The sequence below is a fragment of the Rhodococcus sp. C26F genome (assembly GCF_053345925.1).
Window position 1 is genome coordinate 245,455 of the sequence record NZ_JBKFBA010000002.1, and the last position, 23,523, is coordinate 268,977.

Sequence of the window (23,523 nt, forward strand, 5' to 3'; positions counted from 1 at the left end):
GAACCCTATGGCCTTGCTCGACGAAGCCCTGTGGACGGGAAAGATCCATCTCGACGGCTGGCGCCCCGGCAACGGCGGCACCACGAAGGTCACCAACCCCTCGACCGGGGAACAGATCGCCGAGATCGGCCTGGCCGACCCCGATGACGTCTACGCCGCCGCCCGCGCTGCCGCCGCCGCGCAGAAGTCCTGGGCCGCCACGGCGCCGTCCGAGCGTGCGGAGATCCTCCGTCGCGCCGGCGAGAAGTTCCGTGAGCACGCCGACGAACTCATCGGCTGGGGACTCCGCGAGGCCGGGTCCATTCCGGACAAGGCCGCCATGGAGGTGTTCGGTTCCGCCACCGAGTGCTTCGAGGCGTCGGCGCTGCCCACCCATCCGCACGGTGAGTACCTGCCGTCGGACAACGGTCACTGGTCCATCGCGCGCCGCCTGCCCGCCGGCGTCGTCTCGGTGATCGCGCCGTTCAACTTCCCGTTGCTGCTCGCGATGCGCTCGGTCGCCCCGGCTCTCGCCCTCGGCAATGCGGTGCTGCTCAAGCCGGATCCGCGGACCACCGTTATCGGTGGTGTCGCCGTGGCCCGGATCTTCGAGGAGGCCGGACTACCCGCCGGTGTGCTGCAGGTGCTGCCCGGTGGTGGTGACGTCGGCGCCGCGACCGTCGACGCTCCCGAGGTGCGGGTGGTCTCGTTCACCGGATCCACCGCCGCCGGACGCCACGTCGGCAAGGCCGGCGCGGAACATCTCAAGCGCACCCACCTCGAACTCGGCGGCAACAACGCGATGATCGTGCTCCCCGGCGCCGACGTCGATCTCGCTGCCGGTGTCGGAGCGATGGGATCGTTCTTCCACCAGGGCCAGATCTGCATGACCACCGGCCGGCACCTGGTGCACGAGTCCGTCTACGACGACTACGTGCGCGCCCTCGCCGCGAAGGCGGATGCGCTCGTCGTCGGCGATCCCGCAGGCGGCCCGGTGCACCTGGGCCCGATCATCGACGAGCGTCAACTGGCGAACATCGACACGATCGTGCAGGACACCGTCGCCGCGGGCGGCACTCTCGCTGCCGGCGGCACGCACGAGGCGTTGTTCTACCGGCCCACCGTCCTGACCGATCTGACCACGGAGATGCCCGCCTGGGGCCAGGAGATCTTCGGGCCCGTCGCGCCGGTGCTGAAGTTCTCCGACCCGGACGAGGCCGTCGAACTGGCCAATGCGTCCGAGTACGGCCTGTCGGTGAGCATCGTCGGCGACGTGGGACAAGCGATGAAGATCGCCGACCGGATCCACTCGGGCAAGATCCACATCAACGAGATGACCGTCGCCGACGAGGCCAACGCTCCCTTCGGCGGGGTCGGGGCATCCGGTACCGGTTCCCGCTTCGGCGGTCCGGCCGCGAACATCGAGGCGTTCACCGAGACCCAGTGGGTCACGGTGCGTCCCGACATCGCGCCCTACCCGTTCTGACGCAGACCGCGAATCGGCCGGGCGNTGCTCGCCCGGCCGTTCTCGTAGCCTGACAGGACTATTCTGCGAAGGTGAGTCCGCGTTCGGCGAGTGCTTCCTCGAGGATGCGGAGCGCCTTCGGCCCCACCCCGTGCAACGCCGTGAGTTCCCGTCTCGAATGCCGCGCGACGTCGTCGAGGGTCCTGATTCCTTCGGCGAGCAGAGCGCGGGTCGCGGGACTTCCGATGGCGGGGAGGTCACCCGGGGGCGTCGTCATGGTGTGATGCTAGATCCGCGCTTCCTGGCGGGCGGCTCGTTCCTCCACCGCCGCGGCCGTCTCCTCCGTGATCAGGTCGGCGTTCACGGCCGCCCCTGTCATCACGCCGGCGCCTGCAGCGACCACGACCACCGCGGAGAGATCGGCGGAGTTGCCCGCCGCCCACACGCCGGGCAGAGCGGTCTTCCCCGTCGGATCGGTCTCGATGAGGGTCCCCACGGGATGGTCGGTGACCGTTCCGCCGAGCTGCTCGTACAGGTCGGCGCGGGCGACGAAACGCGGTGCGACCACCACGGCGTCGACCTCGACCTCGGTGCCGTCCTCGAGCACCACGGCACGGACCTCCTCGCCGTCCGCTCGCAGTTCCGCGACGGTGCCGTCGACGATCCGCACGTCGCGTGCCTCGAGCTGGTCGCGGGCCTCGCTCTCCAGGGCGGGCGCCGAGTGGGTGAAGAAGGTGACGTCGTCGCTGAGCTGACGGAACAACAGGGTCTGGTGCACGCTCATCGGCCCCGAGGAGATCACGCCGACGCGCCGGTCCCGAACCTCCCAGCCGTGGCAGTACGGGCAGTGCAGGACACTCTTCCCCCACAGTTCGCGGACTCCGGGCAGGTCGGGCAGCTCGTCGACCAGTCCCGTCGCGAGGATCAGTCGACGTGCCTGCACGGTGGTGCCGCCGGAGAGACCGATCTCGAATCCCGTGTCGCTGCGACGAGCGGATTCTGCTCGTGCGGACAGGATCTCGGCGCCGTATCCGGCGGCCTCCTTCCGTCCGAGAGCCAGCAGTTCGGTCGGCGCGATGCCTTCGTGTCCGATCACGTTGTGCGCGGCCGCGGCAGGGGCGTTGCGCGGTTCTCCGGCATCGACGACGAGCACCGAGCGGCGCGAGCGTGCCAGCGCGGTGGCGGCACTCAGTCCGGCCGAGCCGCCGCCGATCACGACGACGTCGTAACCGTCCTGCGTGGGGTTCTCCTGGGTGTTCATCGGTTCTCCTCCTTGATTGCCTGTGCGATCCACACGGTTCGGGATCCACGCACCACCAGATCTGCCCGGTGCAGCACCGAGTCGGGACCGTCGCCGACGAGTCGATCGAGCGTGTCGAGATCCTCGTCGGACACGGCGTTGTCGAGGCCGGTCCGCATCCGGCTCAGCACCGCGTGGGCGTATCGGCGTGCGGTGTCGTCGACGTCGGCACCGAGTTCGTCGCGGCGCATCTCGACCATCTCGAATCCGGCGCGACGCAGGTTGTCGCTCCAGTCGGGCCACCTGTTCCACCCTCGGGACGCCGCGGCCTCGTGACATCTCGCTTCGAGTCCCGGTGTACCGATACCGATGTCGTCGGGCAGGAATCGTGGCTGCGACTCCATCTCGGTGACGACCACCGTCCCCCCGGGTGCCATCGCCTCGGCGAGTTGCCGGAGCGTCGCATCCGGATCCTCGATGTGGTGCAGGGACAGTGCCGCCCAGGCGAGGTCGATCGCACCGACGGCCGGAAGTCCTGCATCGAGGTCGACCTCGACGGTCCGGATCCGATCACCGAACCCGTTTCGCTCGGCGGTCTTCCGGAGTCGTTCGAGCATCCCGGCGGACCGGTCGAGAGCGACGAGTTGCGCGTGGGGGAACCGGCGCGCCAGGGCGAGTGTGCCTGTTCCTGTCCCGGCGCCGATGTCGACGACGGTGCGCAGTTCGCGCTCGAGCTGTCCGGCAACCCGGTCGAGCAACGACTCGAAGTAGGGCCGGTTCATCGCGGCGTCGAGGTCGAGCACCTCGGCCATCGACTCGTCGTGCGCGTGGTCGTGCGGTGCGTGGTGGGCGTGGTGGTGCATGACTCCACGTTAGGACGCGTCATCCAGTTTCGGCATATACTCTTGCCTATGGAGCAAGAATCGTCCGATCTGGACCAACTCATCCGCCAGCGCATCCGCAGCCTGCGGCTCGCGCGGGGGTGGACCCTCGACGCTCTCGCAGCCCGGTGCCACATCAGCCCGTCGAACCTGAGCCGCATCGAGACGGGCCGTCGCAGGATCGCACTCGACCAGCTCGTCCCCATCGCGCGGGCACTCGACACCACGATCGACCAGCTCGTCGAATCCGGCGAGGACCAGGACGTGGTGATCAGGCCTCAGCCGTGCGACACCCCGGGGTACACGACCTGGCTGTTGTCGCGGGAACGATCACTGGGCGGCGTCACCATCGCCAAGATGCGGATCACGAAGCAGGAGCCGGTGCCGGCCGACACACTCCCCGTGCACCCGGGGCACGAATGGTTCACCGTCCTGACCGGCACCGCCCGGCTCCAACTCGGCGAGCGGACGATCCTCATCCAGGAGGGCAACGCCGCCGAGTTCTCGACGATGACGCCACACGCCATCAGCGCGCACGACGGACCGGTGGAGATCCTCACGATCCTCGATCAGAACGGGGAGCGTGCGCACCTGCGCAACCCCGCATCGCACTGAAAGGACCGGGTTCGCCCGTCAGGCGTACAGGCGATCGACGAACGCCCCGAGATTCTCGCGGACGCGTTCGGCCTTCTCCTCCGGCTCGAGATCCTCGCGGTATCGGCTGCCCAGTGCGGGCTTCTTCTTGCCACGCGCGTACAGCGAACACTGCAGGTCGATGCACATGTAGGTTCCGACCGCGTTGCCCGCTCGACCCGCATCGCCGACCTTGTTCGCCGTCATCAAAGCGACGCCACCCCGGGTGTGGGTGGTGAGGCAGATCGTGCACATCTGCGTCTTGCCCGAGCCCTGCTGTTCGAACCGCATGGCGACACCCACGAGTTCGCCGTCGCGGGGGACGACGATGTAGCCGCGACCGGGGAACGACGGATCGGTCCAGCCGAGGAAGTCGAGTTCGTCCCACGGCCGGTCGTCGAGATCGCGCGGCACCGGAAGCCGCTTCGCATCACCCTTGGAGCAGTTGACGAAGGATGTTCGAATGTCCCGTTCGGTGAGCGGGTCCATGGCCGGGACCACCTTTCGTTCGCGTATGTACCGACCCGAGGACGGTACGCGCACCGCTCACACCGGGCAAACGATTTTCGCGGCCCTCACGCCGACGAACGCGGCGCTCCGATACCCGGATCGATCGTCACCGGACCGGATGCGGTGGGCGCGACCGGGAAGTCGAAGATCGCCGTCGGAAGATACACCGTGGCACACGAATTCGGGATGTCCACGACACCCGACAAGCGTCCCTCGATGGGTGCAGCCCCGAGCAGGAGATACGCCTGCTCGGGGCTGTAGCCGAATTTCGTCAGATAGTCGATGGCGTGCAGACACGCCCGCTGGTACGCCAATTGCGAATCCAGATACCGCTGTTCGCCGTCGAGCGTCACGGACGTGCCGGAGAACGCGAGCCACTCGGAGTACTGCGGGTCGGTGTTGCCCGGCATGAAGATGGCGTTCTCGCTCACCCTATAGGTCTCCATACCGCCGGGGATCAGATCGACGCGCAGGTCGATGAACCCGCCCATTTCGATGGCACCGCAGAAGGTGATCTCGCCGTCACCCTGCGAGAAGTGCAGGTCGCCGACCGACAGATTCGCGCCGTCGACGAAGACCGGATAGAAGATCCGGCTTCCCTTCGTGAGGTTCTTGATGTCCTGGTTGCCGCCGTTCTCCCGCGGTGGAGCGGTGCGCGCCGCTTCGGCCGCGACCCGGTCGAAATCGGCGCCCGACAGGCTGCCGAGAATCGCGCCGTTCGGCTCGGGCGGCAGCGCCAGCGCCGGCTCGCGGTCGGGATCCGTCGCGATCAAAGCAGCTTCCCGGGTGTTCCACGTCGACAACAGTTCGTGCGACGGCGCCGTCCCCATCAGGCCGGGATGCACGATGCCGGTGAACGACACGTGGGGCACGTGGCGGCTCGTCGCCTTCTGCCCGGAGAAGTCCCAGATCGCCTTGTAGGCGTCGGGGAACTGGTCGGTGAGGAATCCCCCGCCGTTCGTCTTCGCGAAGATGCCCGTGTAGCCCCACCCCTGCCCGGCGAGCGGACCCGAGTCCTCCTGCGGGATCGGGCCGAGGTCGAGGATGTCGACGATCAGCAGGTCGCCGGGCTTGGCACCCTCCACCGCGAACGGTCCCGACAACGCGTGCACGATGTGCAGCGGGGCATTGCGGATGTCGTCGGCGGAGTCGTCGTTGTGGATCTCGCCGTCGAACCATTCGCGGCAGTGCACGCGGAAGGAATCCCCCGGTTTCAGCATCGCGACGGGCGGGATGTCCGGGTGCCAACGGTTGTGGCCGATCTTCTCCTGATCGGTGAACCGGCGGGTCGAATCGAGGGGGAACACGACGTCGGGCACGGGACCTCCTGCAGCGGTGACGGATCGGGGGCTGTGACGCTCGGGGACGGAGTCGGTCAGGGTCGGGGTAACGATCGGTGCCGGGGATCGGTGGAAACCGGCCGCGACGGACGCCTTGACGCACCCGGCAGGGCGCCCGAGACGACGTCGGGTTCGGACGCGGTCCGCACCGTCGCGTCGTGCAGGCGCATCGCCGCCGAACCGCCCCGGCCGAGACGGGGCGCGGTGAGCGAACGACGAGCCTGCTGCGCACACTGCGGGCACGGGGTCGACGAGGAGACCTCGCTCATCGGAAGGGAGACGTCGAACGACCCGCAGTCGGCGCATCGGAACTCGTACAGCGGCATCGGCATCGCCTTTCGCCCGTCGGTGCACCGACCATAACGGACCGAACAGAAACCCGCGCGTCTACTCCGAATGTTCCTGTTGTCCGGAACTGTTCGGTGACACCTCGATTCGGTGACATCTCTACTCGGTGACACGCTCTCGCTTTGTCAGCACCAGCGGTTCACCCTCGGTGATCGCGATCGTGTGTTCGCTGTGCGCGGTACGCGAGCCGTCGGCGGAGCGGATGGTCCAGCCGTCCGGGTCGTAGACGATCTTGTCCGTCCCCGCCGCGAACCACGGTTCGAGGGCGAGCGTCAGGCCGGGGCGCAGCACGAGCCCACGCCCCTTACGCCCGGCGTTCGCCACGTGCGGATCCTCGTGCATGGTGCGACCGAGACCGTGACCACCGAATTCGGTGTTGACGGGATAGCCGTACTCGGCGGCGACGGCGCCGATCGCCGCGGAGATGTCGCCCAGGCGGTTGCCGGAGAGCGCGACGGCGATACCCGCGGCCAGCGCCACCTCGGTCGCCTCGACGAGACGCCGGTCCTCGGGACGCTCCGCGCCGACGATGATGCTGCGCGCCGAATCGGCGACCCAGCCGTCGATCGAGACCGCGATGTCCATGCTGAGCAGGTCGCCGTCCCGGAGCACGTCGTCGTGCGGGAGTCCGTGCAGCACTGCGTCGTTGACGGAGAGACAGATGACGTTGCGGAACGGTCCGCTCCCGAACGACGGCGCGTAATCCCAGTAGCACGAGACCGCGCCGCGTCCCTCGATCATGTCCCGTGCACGCTGTTCGAGATCGAGCAGGTTCACGCCGGGCCGAGCACGGCCCGTCAGGTCGTCGAGCAGTTCGGCGATGAACGTGCCGGTGACGTCCATTGCCGCGATCTCACCGGGGGTCTTCAGTTCCAACACGGGGGTACTCCTCAGGCTCACATAACGGTATTTAAATACCACCCTAACGCGACGATCGGTATTTTCATACCGCCACGGTTAGACTGCGGGTCATGGTGCGACTCCCCCTGACCCCGGAACAGCTGGCCGCCGGCAAACGCCTGGGTGGACGGCTGCGCGAAGCCCGAGGCAGCAGGACGCTCACCGAGGTGGCTCAGGCCGCCGACATCTCGCCGGAGACCCTTCGGAAGATCGAGACCGGACGACTGGCGACGCCGGCCTTCGCGACGATCGCCGCCCTCGCACGGGTGCTGCCCGTCTCCCTCGACGATCTGGCCGAACTGACTCTTCCCTGCACCGACCTGCAACGCACCGGATAGCGCCACCCCACCGAACGTAACAGCGGGAGACATCGGCAGCGATATCAGGAGGCACACCACCGCGACAGCGAAGGGACCCCGATGTCGATGCAGCCTCCGCCGGACGGATACGGCTACGGCTACGGCGCTCCCCCGCCACCCTGGCCCACCCCGACCCCGCCGCGTCGACCGAAGTGGCCGTGGCTCGTGGGCGGCGCCCTGCTCGTCGCCGTCGTCGCCGCGGTCGCCGCGCTGGTCGTCGTCCTGACCCGCTCGTCCGATCCGGGATCGGAGAGCGCCGTCGCCGCGAGCCCGTCCCCGTCGACCGTGACTGTCACCGCATCGCCGTCTGCTGCCCCACGAGCGGAAGCGGATCCGCCCGCCCCGCGAGCACAGGCGAGCCGGTCCGCCGCCGCGAGCGGTTTCCCGACCAACGGCACCCTGAAGGTCGGAGTGGACATCGCGCCCGGCGAATACGCGCTGCGCCCGACGGATTCGCTCGGCGGCTACTGGGAGCGGCTGTCGTGCCTGACCGGCGACTTCGAGTGCATCACGGCCAACAGCATCGTGCAGGGCAACAGCTACGTCACCGTGCTTCCGGACGACGTGGCGCTGCGGATCGAGGATCTCGAACTCACGGCGACCGGCAATCCCGCACCCGCGACCGGACCCGCACGTCCGCTACCGCCCGTGTCGGCCTCAGAGGACACCGACACCCAGGGTTTCGTCGGTATTCCCGAGGCGCGGTGCAACCACACGAATCCCGCTGTCGCCATCGGGCAGACGGCCGACTCGCTCGTCGTGGTGTGCGAGACCGGGGCCGGGCGGTACTACTACAAGGGCGTCCGTACGAACGACGGGGCGGCGATCGAGATCGACGATCCCGTGCCCTCGGGCGACGGTTTCACCGCCACGAACGCCGGTGTGCAGTACAGCATCTCGTCGCGTGCTCTCGTCATCTCCGAGGGGTCGACGGTGCTCGCCGAGGAGCCGATGCTGCAGTACTGGTCGCGGTGATCGGCGGTACCGGTGATCACCGGGGACGCGAGGCCGCCTGTCCCGCGCCGCTCCGCCACACCCCGTGCACGCCGCTCGGTCCGATGCCCCGATCGAGCGCGAGCAACAGGACGGCACATCCGATTCCCGACAGCACCAGACTCGTGCCGAACAGCGTGGGATAGCCGAACACGTCTCCGACCACACCGGCGGTGAACCCCGCGATGCCCTGCACGACGACGATCGCGCACGCGAGCAGGGTGTAGTCGCTGCCGGCGTGATCCCTGTCCGCGGCGTCCATCATGAGCGTGAACACCGCAACCGTCGCGGCACCCCCGAGGACGTGTTCGGCCAGGCTCGCGGAGACGATGAGCCCGAACCCGCCGTAGCCGAGCGACGCGACGACGTACAGCGCGAGGCTCGCCGTCTGGGTGACGCCGCCGATCAGCAGGGTCTGCCGGCGACCGCGACGGAAGCACAGCCATCCACCGAGTGCGGCGCCGCCGAGGGCGCCTGCTGAGGACAGCACCCCCTTGACCAGCGCGATCTGCCCGAGGGTGAGCCCGGAGTCGGACATGAACGGCCCGACCATCGCCGAACCCATCGAGTCGCCGAACTTGAAGCCGCCGATGAGCAGAATGAATGCGAGCATCCCCGGGCGGCGCAGACGCGCCCACCACGCGACCGTCATGCGGGTCGCGCTTCTCGGTTCCCGATCCGTCGTGGCTCGTCGCTCCGTGCGCGGCAGTCGCCACACCGGGATCGTCGTCAGCACCAGCAGGAACGCCATCGCGAGGAACAGGCTGCGCCAACCCGCGAGGGAGAACACCCACAGCAGCGCTCCCCCACCGACGATCATCCCGATGCGGTACGCGCCGACCTGGATGCCGTTCCCCAGCCCGCGTTGTTTCGGTCCGAGCAGTTGCACGGCCAGACCGTCGGTCGCGACGTCCTGCGTTGCCGAGAGGGCGTTGACCACCGCGATGCCGACGAGCAGCCACCGCAGCGTCGACGACAGGTCGAGGCACGCCAGGATCAACGACACCGCCGACGCCGCGAGCTGGAGCGAGAGCAACCACTGCCGCCGGGTCCCGTAGTGGTCGACGTACGGCGCCCACAGGAACTTCAGCGCCCACGGCGCGAAGAGCACACCCGTCGCGCTGATCGCGATCAACGAGAAACCCGACTCGCGCATCACCACCGGAAGCGCCTGGGTGAAGAACCCGTACGGCAGACCCTGCGCGAAGTACAGGGCGGCCAGCAGCGCGAGCGTGCCGGTCGGGATGCCGAGCCGGGCCGGTGCAGTCATGCGGACATGGTGGCAGAACGGTGTCGGCCGTCCCCGACGAGCATCGGCGAAACGCGTATCGGTCCGCGGCGATACAGTCGGCGAAACAGACGAAAGCGGCACCCGCTTCTCCGGAGAGGACGTGATGAGGGAGTTCCTGGGGTTCTTCGCCCTCCTGCTCGTGATCGGTTTCGTCGTCTCCTATGTGGATCTCGACAAGCTCTGATCGCGCCGTCGCTCTCCGATCGCGCCACCGCCGATCACCCGAGTCGCAGCCTACGTCGCGGCCGATGGGAGGATGGTGCCCGTGCCGATGCCCTCACCGTTGCCCGTCAGGAACGGGGTCGGGCCCACGCGACTGCGTGTTCCGACCTCCGGTCCGTGGTCGACGGTCGCCGAGTACGTCGTCGCGCGCTTCGACCATCTCGACGCCGACGATCTCTATCGCCGCTTCGACGACGGCGAGATCGTGGGGATCGACGGAGAACCGATCGGTCGCAGCACCGAACTCGGAGCGCACCGGTTCGTCTGGTACTACCGCGATCTGCCCGTCGAGGAACCGGTGCCGTTCCACGAGGAGATCCTGCATGTGGACGACGACCTCGTCGTGGTCGACAAACCGCACTTCCTGCCGACCACTCCGGGCGGGCGCTACCTACGCGAGTCGGCGCTGGTCCGGCTGCGGACCCGTCTCGACAACCCGGATCTGACACCGATCCACCGGCTCGACCGGGCGACCGCCGGGCTCGTGATGTTCTCGGCCCGGCCCGAGACGCGCGGCGCCTACCAGTCGTTGTTCGAGAAGCGCCGGGTCACCAAGGTGTACGAGGCGGTGTCCGCACTGCCGGCGGAATGGGATCCGGCAGCGCCGGAGATCGCCGGACGTCCGGTCCCCGTGCTGTACCGCAATCACATAGAGGCGCGGCGCGGTGAGTTGCGCGTCGTCGTCGACGACACCCGCGAACCCAACTCGGAGACGCTGATCGAGGTGCTCGGATCCGGGGTGAGCAGGTCGGGACGGGCCGTCCTGCACACCCTGCTGCGCCCGCACACGGGTCGGATGCATCAGCTGCGAGTACACCTGGCGGCGCTCGGTATCGGGATCCTCGGCGACCACTGGTATCCCGTCCTGCTGCCCGAGACACCGGACGACCATTCGCTCCCCCTCCAATTGCTCGCGCGCGAACTCGAATTCGTCGACCCCTTGTCGGGGGCTGAGCGTCGCTTCTCCACCCGACGCACCCTGGCCGAAACACCGACCTCGCAGGACTGAGTGCGCCCGAGAGGATCCTGCCCGATCCTCCGAAAACTCCGACATGCCCGGCTTCACGAAATACGCTGGTAGGCATGACCAAGGTCGTCGACGGTTACCTCCGGTCGCCACTGTCGGGCATCGCACCGTGGATCCTCATGTCCGTCCTGTCGGCCCCGGGACGGTTCGAGGAAGCGGTGTGTTTCGCTCTCGGTCTCGTCCTGCTGACGATGTGGGTGGGCACGCGACGCGGCGTCAAGGTCCACGCCATCGACGTGTTCGGCGCGGCATTCTTCGTCGTGCTGGCCGCGGTGGGCCTCATCGCATCGGACGGGGTCATCGACTGGATGGAGATCTGGGCCGGTGAACTCACCAACATCGCGCTCGCGGTGTTCGTCTTCGCCACCCTGATCGCGCGCAGGCCGTTCACACTCCCCTACGCGAAAGAGGAAACGCCCCAGGAATACTGGACGTCTCCTCTGTTCATGAAGATCAATTACGTGATCTCCGCGGTCTGGGCCGGTGCGTTCACCTTCTCCGCCATCGTCGGATTCATCGGCGACGCCGTGATGCGAGACCCGGGCAACTTCTGGACCGGCTGGGTGCTCCAGCTCGCGGCGACCATCTTCGCCGTCTCGTTCACCGAGTTCTACCCGGACTACGCCGGTGCGAAGTTCGCGGCGTCGCAGGGCGAGTCCGAACCCGCCCCGTCGCTCCTGAAGCCGATCGACTGGTTGCCGACGTTCGTGCTGGTCGCGGGGATTTTCGGTTGGGTTACCGACTCGATACCGGACGCGGTCGGGATCGGCATGATCGTCGTCGGCATCATCGGCAGCGCCGTGATCGGCAGACTCTCACCGAAGACCGAAAAGGTCTCCACGTGACGCGGCTGCGCCGAGTGGAGGCTCGTCTCCTCGGAATCGTCGGCGCGTCCCTTCTGGCGGTCGCCACCTCGGTTCTCGCAGTGCCGGGGGTCGCGTCGGCCGAGGTCGTCACCGTCCCGTTCCGGATCGACCCCGCTTCCCACGGCAATCCGAACGGAAGCTTCGATGTGCCGCCCGTCCGGTGCGCCGTCCGGATCGGCGAGACGGAAGGAAGCGGGACGGTTACAGGGAACAAGCCGGAGGGCTGGGGCTGCCTGATCTACGCGCAGGTCGACTGGTTGAACCTGACGACCGGGGCATCCGGTACTGCGCGAATGTCGGACGGATTGAACGGTTTCCCACCGGAAGCCGTCCTGGCAACGGGGAGCGGACAGGTCGCGCTCGTACTCCATCCCCTTCCCGGGCCGCCCATGACTCCCGGCTTCACGACCTTCTTCGTGCCCTGACACCCGGTCTCGACGTCGGTGTCGGTGTGTACCGTCGGCCCGATGGCAGCGAACAGGACCCGAGTGTCTCGCGTCGTGATGATGTGCGGCCCGGCCGGTGCCGGCAAGACCACCTACGCCAAGCGCCTGGAGCGCGAGGGTTGGTTGCGTCTGTCGTACGAGGTGGAGTTCTGGGATCGCGGGATCACGACCATGCCCTCCGCCGACGTGGTGGCCGAGGTATCGGCAGACCTGAAAGCGCGCTTGCTGCGCCATGTCACGACCGGGAACGATGTCGTGCTCGACTTCGGATTCTGGTTCCGGCGACAACGTGACGAGTTCCGCGCACTGCTCGCACCGCAGGGCATCGTGCCGGAGACCGTGTACATCGCGACGGATCTCGAGACCATCCTGAGCCGGGTCGGCGACCGGCACGGGAGGTGGGCGGACGATTGGCCGCTGACCGAGTGGACGGCGACGGAGTACTTCGAGCGGTTCGAGCCGCCGACGCCCGAGGAAGGACCGCTCGACGTGGTCCGCTAGGCCGAGACCTGCGCGGAAGGACGCTCTGCCGCTCCCTCACCCACCGCACGTCGCATACCGACCGCGTAGAGCAGAAGTCCCACGACGATCCACGTGACGAGGGTCGAGAGCGCGACGAGTCCGCCTGCGCCGTCGAAGTATGCCGCGAAGCGCACGAGGGTGCCGGCAGCACCCGGGGCAGGATCTGGCCGAAGGTGCCGAGTCCGGACGGCAGCCATGCCGACGTCGTCGCGATACCGGCCAGCGGATTGCCGAGGAACATCATGGCCATCGCACCGATGGTGAACCCCTTGGCGCCGAAGGCCTTCTGGAGTCCGGCCAGCGGAAGCGCAAGGGTGGCGATGCCGAGGGCCATGGATCCCGCGACCGGCCAGAAGGTCGATTCGATGCTTCCGAAGGCGAAGGTGAGGATGGACGCGACGACTGTCGTCGTAGCGGCGTCTGCCATCGCGTCTTCCTTGTCCGAACCATCACTAAGTGGATGATTTTCCTCCACTTCTATTGGAGAATAATCCTCCGGTTAGGATGGACATGTCAAGCGAAGTTCCTCACAGCCCGGTCCGGAAGGAAGGGAACCGATGCGTGCCGATGCCGCGAAGCGTCGTCAGCTGATCGTCCAGGAGGCGCGCCGACTGTTCGCAGCCCACGGCAGCGACGTGGCACTCGAGACGGTCGCGGAGGCCGCCGGAGTCGGCATCGCCACCCTCTACCGGAACTTCGAGTCCCGGGCCGCGCTGGCCGACGAGGTCGCGCTGGCGATCCTCGGCGACATGCGCGCAGCGGGCACCGAGGCCCTGGAGCGGGTCGGCTCGTCACCCGAGGACGCGTGGGTGGGCTATGTACAACGGCTGGTCGAACTCGACCTGGGTGCGCTCTCCGCGACCCTCGCCGAGTTCGTGACCGACGAGATCTCCGGATCGGTGCGCGGCGCCCAGGCCCATACGCTCGCCGGGGTCGAGGAACTGCTCGACGCGGTGCGGGCCACGGGCATCGTGCGTCCCGACCTCGACGCGCTCGAACTGGTCCTGGCGATCGGCCTGATCACCCGTCCATTACCCGACGCGATCCGTGCGGTGACCCCGGATCTCGTTCCACGATTGGTGTCGATCGTTCTGGCGGGCATGCGACCGTCGTGAGCCGCGTGCACACCGACGACCCTGCGTACCCGCGGGCGTAGGATCGCAATCAGCCGGTGTCGGCGGCGCTCGATCGCGGGAGCGAACATGGGCAGGTCGACGGTCCTGGACCACGCGCGGGCAGCGTTCCGCGCGCGCGAGTGGCCACGTGCCCTGGACGGATTCCGCAGCGCCGACACACTCGCTGCCCTGTCCGCGGACGACCTCGATCTGTTCGCCCGAGCCGCGTACCTCGCGGGTCACGATGACGACAGCGTCGCACTGTACGAGCGCGCCTTCGCCGCACATCTCGAAGCCGGCGAAACCGAGAGCGCGGGTATCAGCGCCTTCTGGTTGTGCTTCCTGCTGATGGGACGCGGAGAGGTGGCGCGCGCCGGAGGTTGGCTGGAGCGAGCCCGACAGTCGGGTGTCCCGGACCGACCGGACTGCGCGACCAGCGGCTTCCTGATGATCCCCGGAGCAGTACAGGAGATGTACGCGAACCGGCCGACCGAGGCACTGCCGATCTTCACCGCGGCGCAGCGCATCGGACGGGCCTGCCACGATGCCGATCTCCTCGCCCTCGGTTCGCTGGGCATCGGACAGTGCCGAGTCCTGCTCGGCGACATCGACGGCGGGCTGCGGACACTCGACGAGGTACTCGTCGCCGTCGGACTGGGCGAGGTCTCACCCGTCGTCTCCGGCCTGGTGTACTGCGCTGTCATCGAGACCTGTTACGGCACATATCATCTGCAACGAACGAAGGAGTGGACACAGGCCCTCGGCCGCTGGTGCGACGATCAATCCGGCCTCGTGCCCTTCCGGGGACAGTGCCTCGTCCATCGCGCCCAGATGCTGCAACTCGAGGGCGACTGGTCGCAGGCGATGGACCTCGCCCGCCTCGCACTGCAGCGGCTGTCGGATCCGCCCGGTCAACCCGCGATGGGAATGGCCCTGTACGAGCAGGGCGAACTGCACCGTCTGCGCGGCGAGTTCGCCGAGGCGGAAGGCGCCTACAGGTCGGCGGGCATGTACGGGCAGGAGGTACAGCCGGGCCTGGCTCTGCTGCGCCTGAGACAGGGCGACACCACCGCAGCGGTCGCCGGAATCCTCCGGGGTCTCGGCGAAGCCTCGAATCTCGACCGGCCGCGGATGCTCGCCGCCCACACGGAGATCGCGCTCGCCACCGGAGATGTCGCCGCGGCCCGGCGCAGCACCGACGAGCTCGAGGCGCTGACCCGGACGCAGGACGCCCCTGCACTGGCAGCGATGGCCGACCACGCGCAGGGCTCGGTCCTGCTCGCCGAAGGTGACCCCTGCGGCGCCCTCGAACGGCTGCGGCGATCCGGCAGGCGCTGGCGTGACCTCGGTGCACCCTACGAACGTGCCCGGGTACGAGTGCTGCAGGGTCGATGCTGCGCCGCACTCGGCGACGACGATGACGCCCGGCTCGAATTCGACTCGGCAGCATCGGTCTTCCACGATCTGCACGCGTTGCCGGATCTGCGTGAGCTCCGCGGTCCCGAACTCGCCGACGCACCGAACGGGCTGACGCCCCGGGAGGTTCAGGTGTTGCGCGCCGTTGCCACGGGCAGGACGAATCGAGCCATCGCCCACGAGTTCGTCATCAGCGAGAAGACGGTGGCCCGGCACCTGAGCAACATATTCACCAAGCTCGAGGTGTCCTCACGAGCGGCAGCGACGGCCTACGCGTACGAGCATCGTCTGCTCTGACTGGGTAGAACTGCCCATACGCTGCCACCTTCGATTGCACACTCCTCCCGACGCGGCCGAGGGGCGGCAGTGCCTAACGTCGTCGGTGTAGTTCCCTCACCTCGGGGAGTCGTCATGACCGTCCACAGCGCACCCCAACAGATCGACACCGTCGTCGTCGGCGCAGGTCAGGCAGGCCTGTCCGCCGGCTACCATCTGGCTCGTCGCGGCCGTCCGTTCCTCATCGTCGACACGTACAGACGCATCGGCGACAACTGGCGCTGCCATTGGGACTCGCTACGCCTGTACAGTCCCGCCGGTTACGACGAACTGCCCGGCATGCCGTTCCCGGGCGACCCGCACCGCTCCCCCACCAAGGACGAGCTCGCCGACTACCTCGAGTCCTACGCTTCCCGATTCGACCTGCCCGTACTCGGTAACACCCGGGTGCGCCGCCTCTCCCACGACGGCGACCGGTTCGTCCTCGCCTGCGGCGACACGCGGATCGAGGCGAACAACGTCATCGTGGCCACGGGCACGTTCGGTCGAACCCCACGCGTCCCCGACTTCGCTTCCGAACTGGATCCCGGCATCGTGCAACTGCATTCGAGCGAGTATCACGATCCGTCGCAGTTGCGTGACGGTCCGGTGCTCGTGGTGGGAGCCTCTCATTCCGGTAGTGAGATCGCCTACGAGCTGGCGGCGTCCCATCCGACGATCCTGTGCGGACGCGACACCGGGCAGTTGCCGGTGCGTGTGGACAGTCCCGCCATGCGCGTGTTGTTCCCGGTCCTGTGGTTCGTGTGGGGACACGTGCTGTCGGTGCGCACTCCGATGGGGCGACGTGCTCGCGAGGACGAACGGCGTCACGGCGCGCCGTTGCTGCGGATCCGTCGGCGGGAGCTGGCCGCACGCGGCGTCACCCGGATCACCGAGCGGGTGACCGGCGTGGCCGAACTCCGTCCCGCCCTGTCCGACGGCCGGACTCTCGACGTGACGAATGTGGTGTGGTGCACCGGATTCCGCCAGAACTACGACTGGATCGACCTACCGGTGCTCGACACGGATGACTGGCCGCGCGAGGAACACGGCGTGGTTCCCTCGGTGCCCGGCCTGTACTTCACCGGTCTGTGCTTCCAGTCGTCGTTCCGGTCGATGCTCGTCGGCGGGGCCGGCGCGGACGCGGAGCACGTCGTCCGTCACCTCGTCGCGCGCGGCGTACCCACGTCCACCGGAACGGATCCGGATCGGCACAGGACGCGCTACACGACGAAGCGGAGCTCCACCGCGTCGCCGTCGGCCACGACGTAGTCCTCGGCTATCGAGTCGGCCGACGTCAGAGCGCCCGTTCGAGTCCAACCTGGGTGCAGCCGTAGCCGAGCCGCGCGCCGAACATCCGAGCCCGCTCGTCGGACGCGTCCGCGGCGATCTGCGCGAGCGTGGCACCCCGGTTCCGGCCGTGATCGTGGGCCCACTCGAGCATGGCTGTGCCGATGCCGCGGGAACGTTCGGACGAGGCGACCCGGATTCCTTCGACGAGCAGGCGGGTGGCACCGCCACGGAACAGACCCGGCACGATCGTCAACTGCATCGTGCCCACGATCCGGCCGACCTCGTCGCGCACCACCGCGAGATAGTGCGAGGGGTCGCGGGCGACGGCGTCGTAGGCCTCTTCGTACCGGGCGAGTTCCGCACCGTCGCAGGGGATCTGCTCGGCGGAGAGTAGACCGACGATCGCCGGTACGTCGGATCGGCCGGCACGTTGCACCCGATAGCTCCTGTCGCCCAATCGGATCTGCCCGCCGACCGATTCGCGGGCGCGGGCCTGCAACCGGGCGATGAGCAGGTCCAGCCAGCCACCGACGTGCCGTCGGGCCTCGACGGTGTCGGGATAGCGGCACCGCAGGTGCAGACCCGAGCCGTCGAGGATGAACCACAGCATCACCCCGTCGGTGCGGATGGTCGCGCCGACGTACTGCGCCTCGAGGCCGGTGGCGTCGACCCGGACGGGAAGCCTGCGCAGGTCCAGCCAGGAGATCGCGAACATGCCCGGGGCCTCCGGCATCCCACCCCACGGGCGCAGAATGTCCTCGAGAGGCCAGGATCCGAGGCGGACCGCCTCCTTGACCGCGTCCGCGGCCGCACGAGGTTCGGGGACGGACGATTCGAGCACCGAATTGGTGATGAACCATCCGACGGAGTCGTGCCACGTGGCGTCGTACCGGCTGTGCACCGGGAATACCGCCCGCAACGGGGATCCGGCCAGTTCGAGGGTCACCTCGGTCATGGCCGCGACCACCAGCGCGAGGGTGGACACCCCGTCGTCCGCGGCCTGAGCGGAGAAGGCGGCGCTGTCGTCGACGTCGAGCACGTCGCGCACCTCCACGCGTTCGCGTTGGAGGCTCGCCACTCCGAGGGAGAGCGGGAAGCGCGGCATCACGTCGCCGCTGGCGGCGAGCACCTCGGCCCAGCGCTCGTGGACCTCGGCGGGTGCGGCCGGACGGTCCTGCAGTGCCCGGGTGTGTTCCGCGAAGGCCGGTGTCTGCGGCAGGGACGGTTCCCGTCCCGCGTGCACGGCGGCGAGGGCGGCGAGCAGGTCGCGGGCGATCACCAGCATGGACCACATGTCGACGTGCGAGTGATCGGCAGCCACCACGACGGTCGGTTCCGTAGCGGTCTCGAGCACACACAGCCGGTGCGACGGCCGGTTGTACGGCGAACATGCGCTGTCGAGGACGTCCCGGAGGGCGTCGTTGACGGCCTGACCGGGACCGATCGGATGTTCGACCCAGCCGCCCGGGCGGATCTCGGCCTCGTGCAGGCGCGGCTCACCGTCGTCGCCGTGAGTGAACACCGAGCGCAGGGTGCCGTGCCGCGCGATCACCGCCAGCCATGCTGTCGCGAGGTCGTCGGGCGAGACCGGCTCGAACAGACGGAAGGACAGAGCCATCCAGGAGCCGGGACGATCACCCGCGCCGACGTGCCGCCGCTGGTCGAACGACACGGGCAGCGCCCGGCCGAGCCCCGCGACGGTGACGTCGTAACCGAGCAGTCGGCCGAACGGCAGGCGCAGGTGCGCCACATTTGTCAGCCGCATGCCGGGTATCCTAGGCGCCTTCTCCAGCAACTGCTTTCCGACATCGGGAGACGACGTGCCGACCTTCAGTGTGCCGAGGGCCGAGCTCGACATGGAGCTGAGCGACGAGGGTGGTCACCCGGTCGTCCAGCTCCACGGCCTGACCTCGAGCCGCCACCGCGACCGCCTCATGGACCTCGACCTGGGCCGCGGGCTCAGCGGCACCAGGCTGCTGCGCTACGACGCACGGGGGCACGGCCACTCGACCGGGCGTGCGGTGCCGGAGGACTACCGCTGGCCGGTGCTCGCCGACGACCTGCTGCGGCTGCTCGACCACTACTTCCCCGGCGAACGGGTTCACGGGGTCGGGCCGTCGATGGGCACCGGGACCCTGTTGCACGCGGCGGTGAAGGATCCGGAGCGGTTCAGCAGCCTCACGCTGCTGGTGCCGGCGACCGCCTGGGCCACCCGCGCCGCGAAGGCCGCCGAGTACCGGGCCGCCGCCGATCTGATCGAGCAGCAGGGACTGGCGGCGTTCCTCACGCGCGACCTGAATGCACCCCGGCCACCGGCCACCGTCGACGCGCCCGACACAGTCCCCGACGTCACCGAGGAACTGCTGCCGTCGCTGTTCCGGGGCGCCGCGCTGAGCGACCTGCCCGATCCGGAGGCCGTGTCCGGCATCGACATTCCGGTGACGGTGCTGGCGTGGATCGACGATCCCGCGCACCCGGTGTCCACGGCGGAGTCGCTGGTGGGGCTGCTCCCCCACGCGAAGCTGGAGATCGCGCACACCCCGGCCGATCTCGCGCAGTGGCCGAGCATCCTCTGCGAGGACGTCGCCCGGCACGGTTGATTCCGTCGGCATGACGGCCGGTTCCCGACGTGGCAACGGAATGAGGAGTACAAAACGACTTTGGTGTTCCAGACCTCGAAATACGGGGTCGAGAACACCGAAGTGCGATCGAGCGTGGCAGCGGTCGCCTTGCGAACCGCGTCGTCTCGTCAGACGTTGAAGCGGAACTCCACCACGTCGCCGTCGGCCATGACGTAGTCCTTGCCCTCCATGCGGACCTTGCCCTTGGCCTTCGCCTCGGCCATCGAACCGGCCGCGTCGAGGTCGGCGAACGAGACGATCTCGGCCTTGATGAAGCCGCGCTCGAAGTCGGTGTGGATCACGCCGGCCGCCTTGGGCGCGGTGTCGCCCTTGCGAATCGTCCAGGCACGCGATTCCTTCGGACCCGCCGTCAGGTAGGTCTGCAGACCGAGGGTGTGGAAACCGGCGCGCGCGAGCTGCTTCAAACCGGCCTCGGTCTGGCCGATGGATTCGAGCAGTTCCATCGCCTCGTCCTCGTCGAGCTCGAGGAGTTCGGACTCGACTTTGGCGTCGAGGAAGACGGCGTCGGCCGGTGCGACGGCCTTGCGCAGCTCTTCCTTGCGCTCCTCGTTGGTGAGGACGGCCTCGTCGGCGTTGAAGACGTACAGGAACGGCTTGGCGGTGAGCAGATGCAGGTCGCGCAGGAGCTCGCCCTTCACCTCGGCCTGGGCGGAGAAGACGGTGCGTCCGTCTTCGAGGATCGCTTGCGCCTTCTTCGTCTCCTCCAGCTGAGCGACGAGTTCCTTGTTCTTCCGGGACTCCTTCTCGAGCCGCGGCAGCGCCCGCTCGATCGTCTCCAGGTCGGCGAGGATCAGCTCGGTCGCGATGACCTCGATGTCGGCCATCGGGTCGACCTTGCCCTCGACGTGGACCACGTCGGGATCGTCGAACACGCGCACGACCTGGCAGATGGCGTCGGCCTCGCGGATGTTGGCGAGGAACTTGTTACCCATGCCCTCACCGGCGGAGGCACCCTTGACGATGCCGGCGATGTCGACGAACGACACCGTGGCCGGGAGGATGCGCTCAGAACCGAAGATCTCGGCGAGCCGGTTCAGCCGCGGATCGGGCAGTTCGACGACGCCGACATTGGGCTCGATGGTGGCGAACGGATAGTTCGCTGCCAGCACATCGTTCTTGGTCAGCGCGTTGAACAGCGTCGACTTGCCGACGTTGGGAAGACCGACGATTCCGAGGGTAAGGCTCACGGGATCGGTATTCTACGCGGCCGCCCGCCGCTCATTTCACCCGCACGGCTCACTTCACCCGCACGCCACCCGCACCAGTTGCGCGATGCGCGCTGCCTGGTCCTCGTCGGGCACGGTCGATCCGTTGGTCGCGACCTCCTGGACCTTCGCGTTCACTTCCTGGTCGGACGCGCCCTCGTCGATGAGCGGACAGGTCTCGGTGACGATCGACTCGATGTCCTGCGTCTCCCGGTCGGCCGACAGCTGCGGATAGCCGGTACGGAAGGCCGCGACGAAGACGTCGAGCTTCGCCTCGTCGAAGATGTCGCCGGCCCGCTCGGCCGCGCTGGACGCGATGCTCTGCACCGACGAGATGGCACCTTCGGCCTGCTCCTGGACGCTCGTGACGGCGACGTCCGCCGACGACCGGACGTCCTCATTGCTGGAACTGTCGTCGGAGCTGCACGCGGTGAGCGCGAAGGCGGCGGCGATCGCCACTGCCGCCGCAGGTACACGCAGGCGTCGGGTCGTGCTCGTTCTGTTCGTCACGTTTCGAGAATGCCACGGCCGGGGACCCTTCAGCGCCGTTTCCGGCGTGTCGTCCGGACCACGCGCGGCGCTCGGTGACCGTAGATTGGCGACTGTCGATCGGTATCGAGCTCGATACATGTCGGAAGGACCGTCGTTGACCGAATCGAAGACCGCGCCCAGCGGTGACAGCAGTGGGAAGCCGTCGGCGAAACCCGACCGCGGGAGCCTGCTGGGCACGGGCGGAATCTGGCTCGCCAAGTGGTCGGCCTGCCTGGTCGTCATCGCCGCCGGTGCGGTGGTGATCGGCTGGATCATCGAGAAGATGTGGGTGATCGTGTTGCCGGTCGCCCTGGCGATCGTCGTCTCCACGATTCTGTGGCCACCTACCCGTTTCATGACCAAACGCGGCGTGCCGCCGGCCGGCGCGGCCGGCTTGACCCTCGTCATGTTCTTCGCGGTCGTCGGTGGCATCATCGCCGGCATCGTCCCGTCGGTGGTCTCCCAGATGCCCGACCTGGCCAACAAGGCCACCGAAGGCATCAACACCGTGCAGGAATGGGTGAAGGGACCCCCGATCAACCTGCGCGACGAGCAACTCGACAACGCCGTCCACGCGGTGGTCGAGCGAGTGCAGGGCAGCGCCGCCACCATCGCAGGCGGCGTATTCTCCGGTGTGAGCACGGCGGGTTCGCTGCTCGTCACGCTCGCTCTCGTCCTCGTGCTGACGTTCTTCTTCATCAAGGACGGCCCACGCTTCGTGCCGTGGCTGCACCGTGTGAGCGGTGGCCGCGCCGGACGTCACCTCGAAGCGGTACTCGGCCGCATGTGGGACACGCTGGGCGGGTTCATCCGCACGCAGGCTCTGGTGAGCTTCATCGACGCCCTGTTCATCGGCATCGGCCTGGTGATCCTCGGAGTCCCGCTCGCCCCCGTGCTCGCGATCCTCACCTTCATCGGCGGATTCATTCCCATCGTCGGTGCGTTCGTCGCGGGTGCGTTGGCGGTCCTCGTGGCGCTGGTCGCCAACGGCTTCACCACCGCCCTCATCGTGCTGGTCCTCATCATCGCGGTACAGCAGATCGAGGGGAACGTGCTGCAGCCGGTGCTGCAGTCGCGGTCGATGAACCTGCACGCGGCCGTGGTGCTGCTCGCGGTGACGGCCGGCTCGTCGCTGTTCGGGATCGTCGGTGCGTTCCTGGCGGTGCCGGTCGCGGCGGTGGCCGCGGTGGTCATCCGCTACATCGGCGAACAGATCGACGAACGCGCCAGTGAAGGCGACGACGACGAGACGAAGGCACTCCCTGCTCCGGGCGACACCTCGGTGCCCGATCCGAAGCCGGCCCCTCCGGCACCGGCCGCCTCCGAGGACTGAGGAGCGGTCAGCTCGCGACGCGGACGGTGGATCCCGAACGGCCACGGATGACGTGGAGCCTGCTCGGGATCCGCTGCCGCATCTCGTCGACGTGACTGACCACGCCCACCACGCGGCCTCCCGCGCGCAGTTCGTCGAGCACACCCATGACGGCTTCGAGGGAATCGGCGTCGAGTGAGCCGAACCCTTCGTCGATGAACATCGTGTCGAGTACGAGCCCACCGGCCTCGGCGGCGACGACGTCGGCGAGGCCGAGGGCAAGCGCAAGGGACGCCTGGAAGGACTCGCCGCCCGACAGCGTCTTCGTCGACCGCACGGCCCCGGTGTACTCGTCGTGGATGTCGAGACCCAGACCGCCGCGACGGCCCCGGCTCTCGGCCGCGTCGGAGTGCACGAACTCGTAGCGACCGCCGGACATCCTGCGCAGGCGTTCGGAGGCGGCGTCGGCGACCTCCTCGAGTCGCGCCGCGAGCACGTACGAGCGCAGCGACATCTTCTTGGCGTTCGACCCCATCCCGGCGACGACGTCGGCGAGTGCGGCGAGTTCGGCGTGTTCGTCGAGCAGCGGGGCGAGTTCGGCGCAGGCACGCTCGAGTCGTCGGGTGTAGTTCTCGATGTCGAGGTGCCGGCGCTCGGCCTCGGTGGCCGCAC

General features: G+C 68.3%; 27 protein-coding genes. 14 read left to right on the forward strand and 13 right to left on the reverse strand.

The annotated features are described in order from the left end of the window. Window positions 1-7: 7 nt before the first annotated feature. A complete protein-coding gene (locus ACLBYD_RS04250; RefSeq protein ID WP_447815517.1) occupies window positions 8-1,465 on the forward strand; it encodes a benzaldehyde dehydrogenase in 1,458 nt (485 codons plus the stop codon). A gap of 58 nt (window positions 1,466-1,523) precedes the next feature. Here the strand turns inward: ACLBYD_RS04250 and ACLBYD_RS04255 are convergent, their stop codons facing one another. The 3 genes from ACLBYD_RS04255 to ACLBYD_RS04265 are packed head-to-tail and all read right to left on the reverse strand — an operon-like array spanning window position 1,524 to window position 3,547. Next, window positions 1,524-1,721 carry a helix-hairpin-helix domain-containing protein gene (locus ACLBYD_RS04255; RefSeq protein WP_447815518.1) on the reverse strand — a complete coding sequence of 66 codons (198 nt, stop codon included), beginning with the start codon at window positions 1,719-1,721 and terminating at the stop codon, window positions 1,524-1,526. Window positions 1,722-1,730: 9 nt separating this feature from the next. Beyond that, window positions 1,731-2,705 carry an NAD(P)/FAD-dependent oxidoreductase gene (locus tag ACLBYD_RS04260; RefSeq protein WP_447815519.1) on the reverse strand — a complete coding sequence of 325 codons (975 nt, stop codon included), beginning with the start codon at window positions 2,703-2,705 and terminating at the stop codon, window positions 1,731-1,733. After that, the gene (locus ACLBYD_RS04265; RefSeq protein ID WP_447815520.1) at window positions 2,702-3,547 is read right to left on the reverse strand and encodes a class I SAM-dependent methyltransferase; all 846 of its coding nucleotides are present in this window, start codon (window positions 3,545-3,547) and stop codon (window positions 2,702-2,704) included. The genes ACLBYD_RS04260 and ACLBYD_RS04265 overlap by 4 nt, the downstream gene beginning before the upstream one ends. Window positions 3,548-3,595: 48 nt before the next feature. Between ACLBYD_RS04265 and ACLBYD_RS04270 the strand changes: the two genes are divergently transcribed. Beyond that, on the forward strand, window positions 3,596-4,180 hold the full coding sequence (locus tag ACLBYD_RS04270) for a helix-turn-helix domain-containing protein (RefSeq protein ID WP_200359644.1): 585 nt from the start codon (window positions 3,596-3,598) through the stop codon (window positions 4,178-4,180). A gap of 18 nt (window positions 4,181-4,198) precedes the next feature. Here the strand turns inward: ACLBYD_RS04270 and ACLBYD_RS04275 are convergent, their stop codons facing one another. The 4 genes from ACLBYD_RS04275 to map form a co-directional block, all read right to left on the reverse strand. Continuing rightward, on the reverse strand, window positions 4,199-4,687 hold the full coding sequence (locus ACLBYD_RS04275) for an FBP domain-containing protein (protein WP_447815521.1): 489 nt from the start codon (window positions 4,685-4,687) through the stop codon (window positions 4,199-4,201). Between the two features lie 86 nt (window positions 4,688-4,773). Then, the gene (fmdA, locus tag ACLBYD_RS04280) at window positions 4,774-6,027 is read right to left on the reverse strand and encodes a formamidase (protein WP_447815522.1); all 1,254 of its coding nucleotides are present in this window, start codon (window positions 6,025-6,027) and stop codon (window positions 4,774-4,776) included. Between the two features lie 56 nt (window positions 6,028-6,083). Then, window positions 6,084-6,380, reverse strand: coding sequence for an FmdB family zinc ribbon protein (locus tag ACLBYD_RS04285; RefSeq protein WP_447815523.1), 297 nt, complete (start codon window positions 6,378-6,380; stop codon window positions 6,084-6,086). Window positions 6,381-6,495: 115 nt separating this feature from the next. Further along, window positions 6,496-7,275 carry a type I methionyl aminopeptidase gene (map, locus tag ACLBYD_RS04290; RefSeq protein WP_447815524.1) on the reverse strand — a complete coding sequence of 260 codons (780 nt, stop codon included), beginning with the start codon at window positions 7,273-7,275 and terminating at the stop codon, window positions 6,496-6,498. 92 nt (window positions 7,276-7,367) lie between these two features. Here map and ACLBYD_RS04295 point away from each other — a divergent pair, with 92 nt between their 5' ends. Beyond that, window positions 7,368-7,634: a helix-turn-helix domain-containing protein gene (locus ACLBYD_RS04295; protein ID WP_258260571.1), complete on the forward strand. Its 267-nt coding sequence runs from the start codon at window positions 7,368-7,370 to the stop codon at window positions 7,632-7,634. An 81-nt stretch (window positions 7,635-7,715) separates the two neighbouring features. Continuing rightward, entirely contained in the window at window positions 7,716-8,630 is a 915-nt protein-coding gene (locus tag ACLBYD_RS04300) for a hypothetical protein (protein WP_447815525.1), read from the forward strand. A gap of 16 nt (window positions 8,631-8,646) precedes the next feature. Here ACLBYD_RS04300 and ACLBYD_RS04305 read toward each other — a convergent pair whose 3' ends face one another. Beyond that, the gene (locus ACLBYD_RS04305; protein WP_447815526.1) at window positions 8,647-9,918 is read right to left on the reverse strand and encodes an MFS transporter; all 1,272 of its coding nucleotides are present in this window, start codon (window positions 9,916-9,918) and stop codon (window positions 8,647-8,649) included. Here ACLBYD_RS04305 and ACLBYD_RS04310 point away from each other — a divergent pair. From ACLBYD_RS04310 to ACLBYD_RS04330, 5 genes are all read left to right on the forward strand, one after another. Continuing rightward, a complete protein-coding gene (locus tag ACLBYD_RS04310) occupies window positions 9,917-10,123 on the forward strand; it encodes a hypothetical protein (RefSeq protein ID WP_447815527.1) in 207 nt (68 codons plus the stop codon). The genes ACLBYD_RS04305 and ACLBYD_RS04310 overlap by 2 nt on opposite strands. A 72-nt stretch (window positions 10,124-10,195) precedes the next feature. Further along, window positions 10,196-11,170 carry a pseudouridine synthase gene (locus ACLBYD_RS04315; RefSeq protein WP_447815528.1) on the forward strand — a complete coding sequence of 325 codons (975 nt, stop codon included), beginning with the start codon at window positions 10,196-10,198 and terminating at the stop codon, window positions 11,168-11,170. 74 nt (window positions 11,171-11,244) lie between these two features. Continuing rightward, window positions 11,245-12,033: a hypothetical protein gene (locus tag ACLBYD_RS04320; RefSeq protein ID WP_447815529.1), complete on the forward strand. Its 789-nt coding sequence runs from the start codon at window positions 11,245-11,247 to the stop codon at window positions 12,031-12,033. Continuing rightward, the gene (locus ACLBYD_RS04325; RefSeq protein ID WP_447815530.1) at window positions 12,030-12,479 is read left to right on the forward strand and encodes a hypothetical protein; all 450 of its coding nucleotides are present in this window, start codon (window positions 12,030-12,032) and stop codon (window positions 12,477-12,479) included. The genes ACLBYD_RS04320 and ACLBYD_RS04325 overlap by 4 nt, the downstream gene beginning before the upstream one ends. A gap of 42 nt (window positions 12,480-12,521) precedes the next feature. Further along, window positions 12,522-13,001: an AAA family ATPase gene (locus tag ACLBYD_RS04330; protein ID WP_447815531.1), complete on the forward strand. Its 480-nt coding sequence runs from the start codon at window positions 12,522-12,524 to the stop codon at window positions 12,999-13,001. Here ACLBYD_RS04330 and ACLBYD_RS04335 read toward each other — a convergent pair. After that, a complete protein-coding gene (locus ACLBYD_RS04335; protein ID WP_447815532.1) occupies window positions 12,998-13,219 on the reverse strand; it encodes a hypothetical protein in 222 nt (73 codons plus the stop codon). The two genes, ACLBYD_RS04330 and ACLBYD_RS04335, sit on opposite strands and share 4 nt — an antisense overlap. Window positions 13,220-13,579: 360 nt before the next feature. Between ACLBYD_RS04335 and ACLBYD_RS04340 the strand changes: the two genes are divergently transcribed. The 3 genes from ACLBYD_RS04340 (at window position 13,580) to ACLBYD_RS04350 (ending at window position 17,140) form a co-directional block, all read left to right on the forward strand. Then, complete coding sequence (locus ACLBYD_RS04340) at window positions 13,580-14,137, forward strand: TetR/AcrR family transcriptional regulator (RefSeq protein WP_447815533.1); 558 nt, start codon at window positions 13,580-13,582, stop codon at window positions 14,135-14,137. 87 nt (window positions 14,138-14,224) lie between these two features. Further along, window positions 14,225-15,850, forward strand: a complete 1,626-nt coding sequence (locus ACLBYD_RS04345) for a LuxR C-terminal-related transcriptional regulator (protein WP_447815534.1) — start codon at window positions 14,225-14,227, stop codon at window positions 15,848-15,850. Window positions 15,851-15,964: 114 nt separating this feature from the next. Beyond that, window positions 15,965-17,140 carry a flavin-containing monooxygenase gene (locus tag ACLBYD_RS04350; RefSeq protein WP_447815535.1) on the forward strand — a complete coding sequence of 392 codons (1,176 nt, stop codon included), beginning with the start codon at window positions 15,965-15,967 and terminating at the stop codon, window positions 17,138-17,140. Between the two features lie 25 nt (window positions 17,141-17,165). Here the strand turns inward: ACLBYD_RS04350 and ACLBYD_RS04355 are convergent, their stop codons facing one another. Continuing rightward, window positions 17,166-18,926 (reverse strand): GNAT family N-acetyltransferase, encoded by a 1,761-nt coding sequence (locus ACLBYD_RS04355; RefSeq protein WP_447815536.1) that lies wholly within the window; start codon window positions 18,924-18,926, stop codon window positions 17,166-17,168. Window positions 18,927-18,981: 55 nt separating this feature from the next. Here ACLBYD_RS04355 and ACLBYD_RS04360 point away from each other — a divergent pair, with 55 nt between their 5' ends. Continuing rightward, window positions 18,982-19,761 carry an alpha/beta fold hydrolase gene (locus tag ACLBYD_RS04360; protein WP_447815537.1) on the forward strand — a complete coding sequence of 260 codons (780 nt, stop codon included), beginning with the start codon at window positions 18,982-18,984 and terminating at the stop codon, window positions 19,759-19,761. Between the two features lie 149 nt (window positions 19,762-19,910). Here the strand turns inward: ACLBYD_RS04360 and ychF are convergent, their stop codons facing one another. After that, complete coding sequence (gene ychF / locus ACLBYD_RS04365) at window positions 19,911-20,990, reverse strand: redox-regulated ATPase YchF (RefSeq protein ID WP_447815538.1); 1,080 nt, start codon at window positions 20,988-20,990, stop codon at window positions 19,911-19,913. Window positions 20,991-21,044: 54 nt separating this feature from the next. Next, window positions 21,045-21,518, reverse strand: coding sequence for a hypothetical protein (locus tag ACLBYD_RS04370; protein ID WP_232622179.1), 474 nt, complete (start codon window positions 21,516-21,518; stop codon window positions 21,045-21,047). A 136-nt stretch (window positions 21,519-21,654) separates the two neighbouring features. Between ACLBYD_RS04370 and ACLBYD_RS04375 the strand changes: the two genes are divergently transcribed. Beyond that, a complete protein-coding gene (locus ACLBYD_RS04375) occupies window positions 21,655-22,872 on the forward strand; it encodes an AI-2E family transporter (protein ID WP_447815539.1) in 1,218 nt (405 codons plus the stop codon). 7 nt (window positions 22,873-22,879) lie between these two features. Here the strand turns inward: ACLBYD_RS04375 and ACLBYD_RS04380 are convergent. Continuing rightward, the coding region (locus ACLBYD_RS04380; protein WP_447815540.1) for an SbcC/MukB-like Walker B domain-containing protein at window positions 22,880-23,523 on the reverse strand (644 nt) is incomplete at its 5' end.